The following is an 8,294-nucleotide window of genomic DNA, read 5'->3' as shown; positions in this document are numbered from 1 at the left end:
ACCGGCATATCTCTTCCTTCTTTCCCTGTTTAATTTTTTCAATGGCGTTCTGCCGGTTTTGTCTTACCTGTTCACTGTCGGCAAAGGGATGGGAATGGAATAATGAAAAACGGTTTATCTTTTCAGGATACCTATCGGCAAAAGCAAGCGTTACATACCCTCCCATCGAGTGTCCGATCATGGAGCACGAAGATATTTGATTTTCCTCAAGCACTGCATTGGCAGCCTCAGCCAACAGCTCCATACTATGCGTGTCCTCCACAACTTCGGATTTTCCGTGGCCCGGAAGGTCCATTCTTATTGCCATATGGTCTTTAGCCAGGGCTTCAGCAAACTCATCCCAGATTTCCAGTGCTTCAAGATAACCATGGATCAAAAACAATGGTTCACCTTCTCCCTGGATGGTGTAGTGTATTTTTTTCCCTTTGAATTGTATTGCTGCCATAGTATATATAATATTTTGGGTTCAACATAAATGACGGGAAAATATAAGGCAATTTACCGGATAAACAATAATTTTTCAACATGAGTTTTCGATCCATCTTTATTGGTAAGGAATATAAGATAAACGCCGCTTCCGACGGGCCGGTCCGAAAAATCTTTTCCGCTCCAGGTGGCCTGTCCCCCTTTTGCTATCGTTTCATATAAAAGATTTCCGTTGATATCAGTGATTTTTACATTCACATTTTCTACCAGGCTGGTTATGGTTATAGTACCTTGGTAATCCGGAGGCACAGGATTGGGAAAAGCATAGGTATCCTCAAAGGTATCTTGACCTTTAGAAGTATGGCTCCGGTAAGAGATCATACCCCGGCTGGTGCCCATAAATACTTCCCCTGTTTCATTCACCGCAATGGACTGAAGCGTGTCCGTTAAAAGCGGGCTGGAAGAAGCTGTGAAATGATGGACCATTTCCTGTGCCTTCGGATTGTAGGCAAAAACGCCGGAAGTTTGAGTAGCAAACCAAATTTGATTTGCCGGATCTACGGCAATATCCGTAACGATATTGTCGCGCAGCATAAAATGGGTATAACCTTCCTCTGAAATTCGGGGGCGGTTGGGTTGATAAGTGTCTTCCTCAAATATACTTTGCGGATCATAATCTACGCCAATGCCTTCGTCGGTTGCAAACCATATATTCCCTTCCCTGTCTTCCTGAATGGCATAAATTCTGCTGGCATACGATTTTCCGTTGTTGTCTCTGGCCTCGGTTATCTTGACCCTGTGATTTTCCGTTTGGGAAGGGGTATTCCTGTCATCGATAACAAAAAGATAAGGAGAATCATTCAGGAAGCCCCATTTGTAGCCATTTTTTGCGGACAGAAGTCCCATTGGTACTTTATCCTGTAAAGGTTCATATTCAAAGACTTTCCAATTGCCATTGGCCTCCATGAATTTAAACGGGTGTGCGCTACCGTAATTCAATACCCAGAGGTTTCCCTCCTCATCCCATGCCATATCTTGTACATATACTCCCCCATCATTATATGCTTCCAGGCTGCTGTTGTTTTCCACAAATTGATTTTTAATCTTTCCCTCCCGGATTTCCAGTATTCCATCACCCCAGCTTCCTATTAGCAAATCCTCTTTGCTTTCAGGTGCTGTTACAATATCCACAAAATCTTTCCATTGTGAAAAGAGCCTATTATTCCATTCCTGGCCGGAAAACTGTTGTACTGCCCCGTTTCTGTTTTTTGGGTTAAACTGGTCGTCATATCCTCCCGGAACTGAAAAAATACGGTTACCCTCGCTCACCATTGCAAAAGCATGGTCCGTTGCAGGGCCATCGGGCACAATGCTTTCCGCGGCATTGCCACTAAGCCTGATAAGCCCTGCCCGGGAATCGCCGATCCATACATTTCCTCCTGAAACGGGGTAAATTGAATTCGGACGGGAGCGCAGAGAAGCGTATTCCGTAATTTCATCAACAAAACTCAAATCACTGGCATAAATTCGGATGGCGTTCGATAATCCTATATAAAACTTATCCGTGCTACTTTTCAATGTTTCAACCTTCCCTTCCAGAAGCAATACGGAGTTATTCAAATCATTCATATAATAGATTTCCGACTTATCCCCTTCCTTTTGTACATTTATCAAGGTATATCCGTTAAATACTTCTACCTCTTTCACCCTTCTGTTATAATTGGGAAATGCAGTTACCTGCTCCCAGCTCTCCGGATCATAGAGATCCGGTGTATTAATATCTGCATAAAATAATCCGCTTTCAGTAGCCGCATAATAGTTCTTGTCATCATATGCCACATCGTGAACCTTTGACACCTGATTCTTTCCGGGCTGATAGGTTTCCAGGAATTCTTTCCGGTCCATATCAAATACCGCAATTCCAAAAGGACAACTTAACAATGCCTTTCCTTGTCTGAAAGTGATGCCGGCAATCTTTCCTTCCGTATAATAAGCATGGTCCTTAATATAAGGGTGATTGGTAACGTCTCCGTCTTTCAGAACATCCAGATTGCCGCTTTGATATCCGATCAGCAGAGCCTGGTGGTTCTTTGAGTAACCAAGAGAAGAAATTCCCGCCTCACTCAAACCTTTCACTTTATCTATGGTTTCGGTGCTGTTGTAATTTTTGTTATAAACCAGGATACCCGATTGAGCGGCTGCAAAAATTCGCTCCTTTGATCCGGTAACATCCTGTATGGAATCATAGGACAGGTGTGCCCGCCATTTACCCACAGGGATCTGTGCCCGGGCGCCAATAAAAGGCAGGGAGCAGAATAAACCGGTCATAATGAAACAGGCAATAATTTTCATGTTGACAGGATGTTCCATCGTCAATTAACGATCCATATAGTGTGAGAGATAGTCGGCCAGTTTGTTAATGGCCTGGCTTCTGTGGCTTATTTTATTCTTCAGCTCCAGCGGCATCTCTGCGAAAGTCTTATCATACCCGGCCGGTAAAAAAATGGGGTCGTATCCGAAGCCTTCGCTTCCTCTCTTTTCCTGAAGAATCTGCCCGTTGACTACTCCCTCAAATTGTTTTTCTTCTCCATCAATGATCAGGGAAATAACACATCTAAAACGGGCCCTTCTGTCCGGAATCCCTTCCAGTTCTTTAAGCACCTTATCCATGTTAGCCTGGGGGTCTTTATCCGCTCCGGCGTATCTTGCCGAATAAACTCCGGGTTCTCCGTTCAGGGCATCTATTTCCAGCCCTGTATCATCGGCAAAACAATTCTTTCCATATCCTTCATAGATATAACAGGCCTTTTCACGGGCATTTCCTTCCAGGGTAGCCTGGTTTTCGGGTATATCCCCCTGAAAATTGATATCTTTTAAACTCAAAATTGTTATTTTTTCAGGCACCAGGGCCTGAATTTCCCTCGACTTATGAGGGTTGTTGGTGGCAAAGATTAATTCCATAATCGTCATTTTTTACCTGCCAAATCTAATAAGAACATCGATCCGGTTCATAAAAAGTTTCATATTTCCCCGATATACATACCGGAGTTGAATCATCACAAAGATATTAATGAATTTCAATTTCAGCCAGATATCCATTATGTTTACGGAGATTGAAAACCGAGCCGTCTTCAAAAATGAAATACTGCCCTTTGATGCCATTAAGCACTCCGGTATATTTATCAATTTCATCAAAACTCACTGTATTTGTGTGAGTTGTTGACATCTTCATCAAATTGCCCGCTGTTTTCATTTTTTTCTCAAAGGTAAGTATTTTTTGAATAGATGACCCATCAATCTTTCCTTCTTTGAGGCTTCGGATATTCCATATAAGCTATTATATAACACAAAATATTATATATTTTTTGGTACCTTGTATTGCATATTACTATATTTTTTACATATCTTTGTAGAAAATAAAAATCAATAGGGCATGAAAAAGATGTATTCAGTTAATCTGGCGGGAATGTTGTTCCACATCAATGAAGATGCTTTTGAAATGCTGAAGTCGTATTTGGAAGCTGTGGAAAAGCAATTTCCCGGAAACGAACGCTATGAGATTCTTCAGGAGATCGAAACGCGCATAGCAGAGCTGTTTTCAGAAAAGATTACTTCCCAAAAACAGGTAATTAATCTCCAGGACGTAGAGGAAGTGATCGGAACCCTGGGAGAGCCGGAAGCATACGTTTCTGCGGAAGAACAAAATACAAAACAGGGAGGCCAAAAAATGAGTAATAACAAAAGACTTTACAGAGATCCTGAAAATAAGGTTTTAGGAGGAGTATGCGGCGGTCTGGGATGGTATTTCAATGCTGATCCCGTGCTTTTCAGGATTGTATTCATCATCATCTTTCTGGTCTTTGGTTCGGGGCTTCTCGTTTATCTGATAATGTGGTTGATTACGCCCCAGGCATCCAGCATAACTCAGAAGATGGAAATGAGAGGGCAGTCATTTACCTTTTCCGACTTTAAGCAAAAAGCCCGCTCTGAATATGAAGATATGAAGCAAAACTTCAAACGTAAAAAAAACGATTAACCCATGAAAATTGAGAATACAAAAGCTCAGATGAAGAAGGGCGTGTTGGAATATTGTATCCTGGCTATTATTGCGCGAAAGGACTGTTATGCCTCCGAAATAATTCATGAGCTCAAGGAAGCAAAGATGATTGTTGTGGAAGGCACACTCTATCCTTTGCTTACCAGGCAAAAAAATGCCGGCTTGTTGAAATACCGCTGGGAAGAATCAAAACAGGGACCTCCCAGAAAATATTATACCCTTACGGAAAAGGGACGAGAATATCTCAAAGAACTGGATGAATCATGGAATGAACTTATTAAGGCAGTTAACCGGATCAACGAAAAAAGGAATCATAAAACGGATCAATCATGAAAAAAACGGTCAAAATAAACCTCAGCGGAATCATCTTTCATCTCGATGAGGATGCTTACGAAAAATTAAGCGCTTATCTGGAGAAAATTCACCGCCATTTTAGGGAAACAAAAGAAGGTGCCGAGATCATCAGTGACATTGAGCTCAGAATGACAGAACTTTTTCAAAGCAAATTGTCAGATTATAAACAGGTTGTCACTATTGAGGATGTTACAGAGGTTATTGAAAGTATGGGGGAACCGGAAGATTTTACCGATGATGAAAAAAAAAGCGAGGATTTTGCTGCCAAGTCCACCGGCAAAAAATTGTACCGCGACCCTGACAACTCCATTCTTGGGGGTGTAGTCGGAGGAATCGGGGCTTACCTCAATATTGATCCGGTGTGGATAAGGCTCATCTTTGTTTTACTTATACTGGCCTATGGTTTTACAGCAGTAGCGTACATTTTGCTATGGATCTTTGTTCCCCCGGCCAAAACCTATGCCCAGAAACTTGAAATGAAAGGAGAAAGGGTTACCATTTCCAATATTGAAAAGAATGTAAAGCGGGAATATGAAGAGGTAAGGGGAAGATTCAAAAAATTTCAGCGCTCTGATCAATATAAAAACATGACCAATGCCTTGAATGAAATGTTTCAGGTATTGGGTAAGATACTGAAAATTTTCCTTAAAATACTGATGATTCTGATTGGCATATGCCTTATTCTGGCTGGTGTTGCAGCCCTTTTTTCAATATTGGAGGTGACGTTCATTGAATTTCCTTTTCCTGACCTGTTTGATATACAGGTGCCTTTCTATTTCCTTATAAAATCCCTGTTTACTAAAACTGCCTTCACTTTGCTCATTATATCCCTCTTTCTGTTTGTCTCCATTCCCCTCTTGTTTATCATCTATGGAGGGGTCAAGCTGGTCACCAATTTTAAGGCCAATGACAAGGCGCTCATTCTTACAGGCGTTATTATTTGGATTGCCGCTTTGCTCTATCTGCCGGGAACGATCATGTGGCAGGTCCGCAATCTGGGAATACAATCCTATAAAGTAGAGGAACAAGTGCTCGATATTGCTGGCACTGGCAATCTGATGCTGCAAATTGATCATTCAGAAGCCCCCGAGTATTATCTCAACAACAATCCGTTTGCAGATGATGCACGTCCTATTCAGGGAATTGACAGAGAGGATAACTTCTATCTTGCGCCTTCCATCGACATTCAAAAAAGCAACGATCAGCATTACAGGCTCAGGATAAAAAAAATATCGCGGGGTAAAACTTTCGATAATGCTTCGGAATATGCAGAAAAAATAAATTATCAATGGGAAAGAAAAGACTCAACCCTCGCACTGGCTTCTCATTTTAAAGTTCCCAAAGCCAGTCAATACCGGATCCAACATGTTGAAGTGTTTATTAAGGTTCCTGAAGGAAAGCAAATTACCATTCATGAAGATGCCGAAGAATATCTGAAAGGTATAAATAACGAACAGCATCTGAGTAGGTCGGAAATGGGAGGTAAAACCTGGAGAATGAAAGCAGATGAGCTCATTTTGCATAAACACTGATTAGAAAAATCTTACCATCCGGTTTGTTTTTTTATTTGGCGTAGAAATATTTTTTTTATCTTTGCAGAATCAAAAAGGAAGAATGACCCATGGTGTAATGGCAACACGTCAGGTTTTGGTCCTGAAGAGTCCAGGTTCGAACCCTGGTGGGTCAGCGTAATAAAAGCTGCCTTAATCTGTTTCAAGGCAGCTTTTTTAATGGCTTCATTTTTCCATATCCCAATGTTTTATCTGCCTGATTTTTGTTTTAATTTGCACGGATAAATCAATTTGAAATGTCCCAATTTTAATCGGCCTTTTTTGAATATACATGATAATAAAAATTCTTTTTCCGTGTTAACGAGTATGATAAATTGAATCAACTATGGCTACTAGTAATGTAATGAGTGCATATGGTCTCATAGAAAAGAAAGAACATGTGCATACCCTCAAAATGAAATCCCTTAAGAATTATCTGGTTCTGGAGTCAGTAGACCCTTTTCCCGGGGCTCATATAAGACATAAATCCCATTTTGTTAAATTTTATTATCTCGCGATCATGCCGGACAGATTGGATCAGGATATTAAGATAGCTGCAAAATCTGCAGAAGGTCAGATCAGCGGAGAAGTATCTTCGGCTTTGGGGGAAATTACGATTGATAACAAGTCTTATTATGTAATGCGGCTGAGGAATATCTCTGAAAATGTGGTTCCCCGGTTGATTAAGGCTTATGAATATGAAGGGATCAATATGTATCCTTTTGAAGAAAGCCTGCATGGGGATGCCTGGATTCAGGTGAGGAAATTTTTTCATCTTGAAGAAATTGAAGAAGGTATTTTTACCGATCTGGATGATCCCTATATAGGTTACTTGCAATTACCACGAAAATTGGATTGGGATGAACTGGAAAAATTGACTCAAAATGTGAAAAAGGAAACTCCCCATTCAAATTTTGATAAGGCGCTTGGTACCATTTATAAAGGTGGTGAGCCGGTAGAGGTGATCCGGATCTTTTCACCGGATATGACAGAAGATGTTTTAAAACAAATCAGCGAGTCCTTTAGGAAGCATTTTTCCGATTTATGAACCGGATTATCTATGATCCCTCTGAAATAGAAAAGCATTTATTTCGCATCCGGTCAGAAAATGAATTTGACCAACTGGCTCTTTCTGTTTTTTTTTATCAGATTCATAATAATCCGGTATATGGAAGGTATTGCCAGTTATTGAGAATAAATCCCCATAAGGTGAAAACCGTCAGGGATATCCCTTTTCTACCCATTGAATTTTTTAAGCATCATAGAATCATGACCGAAGGGGATCAATGGGAGAAAGTGTTTTTCAGCAGCGGTACCACGGGAATGCACAGAAGCAGGCATTACATTAAGCGTCTGGATCTCTATCGAAAAAGTTTTTTGGAGACTTTTAAGCGTTTTTACGGTCCGGTTGATGATTATTGCATTCTTGCCCTGCTGCCCGGTTATCTGGAACAGGAAGGTTCTTCCCTGGTTTTCATGGTGAATGAGTTTATCGAACAATCGGGCCATCCGGACAGCGGTTTTTATCTTGATGATTATGATCTACTGGCAAATAAGCTTAGGCGTCTGGACAGGCAAAATCAGCGGATCATCCTTTTTGGGGTTAGCCATGCCCTTGTTGAGCTGGCTGAAAAGTTTACTTTTCAATTGAAGAACACCATAATTATGGAGACCGGTGGTATGAAGGGACGTAGGGAAGAAATCACGCGGGAAGAGCTTCATCAGATTCTGATGCGTAGTTTTGGTGTTGACCGCATCCATTCGGAATATGGTATGGCTGAGTTGTTGTCTCAGGCTTATGCCAAAAAATACGGTTATTTTCATATGCCCCCATGGATGAAGGCACTGATCCGGGATTTTTATGATCCTTTTTCTTATCTTGAAACCGGGAGAAGTGGGGGCATCAA

9 protein-coding genes and 1 tRNA gene are annotated in these 8,294 nt (G+C 41.1%); 6 read left to right on the top strand and 4 right to left on the bottom strand.

Going from position 1 to position 8,294, the window contains the following annotated elements:
- The 4 genes from KGY70_09950 to KGY70_09935 form a co-directional block, all read right to left on the bottom strand.
- Window positions 1-445, bottom strand: a 445-nt coding sequence (locus KGY70_09950; GenBank protein MBS3775500.1) for an alpha/beta hydrolase, incomplete at its 3' end; no start/stop codon positions are given.
- A gap of 53 nt (window positions 446-498) precedes the next feature.
- Window positions 499-2,796 (bottom strand): T9SS type A sorting domain-containing protein, encoded by a 2,298-nt coding sequence (locus KGY70_09945; GenBank protein MBS3775499.1) that lies wholly within the window; start codon window positions 2,794-2,796, stop codon window positions 499-501.
- A 6-nt stretch (window positions 2,797-2,802) separates the two neighbouring features.
- Window positions 2,803-3,387, bottom strand: a complete 585-nt coding sequence (locus KGY70_09940) for a non-canonical purine NTP diphosphatase (protein ID MBS3775498.1) — start codon at window positions 3,385-3,387, stop codon at window positions 2,803-2,805.
- A 106-nt stretch (window positions 3,388-3,493) separates the two neighbouring features.
- Window positions 3,494-3,679 (bottom strand): DUF2797 domain-containing protein, encoded by a 186-nt coding sequence (locus KGY70_09935; GenBank protein MBS3775497.1) that lies wholly within the window; start codon window positions 3,677-3,679, stop codon window positions 3,494-3,496.
- Window positions 3,680-3,859: 180 nt separating this feature from the next.
- On the opposite strand from KGY70_09935, the gene KGY70_09930 reads away from it, so the two are divergent.
- From KGY70_09930 to KGY70_09905, 6 genes are all read left to right on the top strand, one after another.
- Window positions 3,860-4,462, top strand: coding sequence for a PspC domain-containing protein (locus KGY70_09930; protein MBS3775496.1), 603 nt, complete (start codon window positions 3,860-3,862; stop codon window positions 4,460-4,462).
- A 3-nt stretch (window positions 4,463-4,465) separates the two neighbouring features.
- Complete coding sequence (locus KGY70_09925; GenBank protein MBS3775495.1) at window positions 4,466-4,816, top strand: PadR family transcriptional regulator; 351 nt, start codon at window positions 4,466-4,468, stop codon at window positions 4,814-4,816.
- Window positions 4,813-6,369: a PspC domain-containing protein gene (locus KGY70_09920; GenBank protein MBS3775494.1), complete on the top strand. Its 1,557-nt coding sequence runs from the start codon at window positions 4,813-4,815 to the stop codon at window positions 6,367-6,369. Before KGY70_09925 ends, KGY70_09920 begins: the two co-directional genes overlap by 4 nt.
- A gap of 83 nt (window positions 6,370-6,452) precedes the next feature.
- Window positions 6,453-6,524, top strand: a tRNA-Gln gene (locus KGY70_09915).
- A gap of 209 nt (window positions 6,525-6,733) precedes the next feature.
- A complete protein-coding gene (locus tag KGY70_09910; protein MBS3775493.1) occupies window positions 6,734-7,435 on the top strand; it encodes a hypothetical protein in 702 nt (233 codons plus the stop codon).
- Window positions 7,432-8,294: acyltransferase (locus KGY70_09905; GenBank protein MBS3775492.1), on the top strand; the 863-nt coding region annotated here is incomplete at its 3' end. The genes KGY70_09910 and KGY70_09905, both read left to right, overlap by 4 nt.

The sequence above is a fragment of the Bacteroidales bacterium genome, from assembly GCA_018334875.1.
In the GTDB taxonomy this organism is placed as follows: domain Bacteria; phylum Bacteroidota; class Bacteroidia; order Bacteroidales; family UBA12077; genus JAGXLC01.
This window is presented reverse-complemented; position numbering and strand designations above follow the sequence as displayed.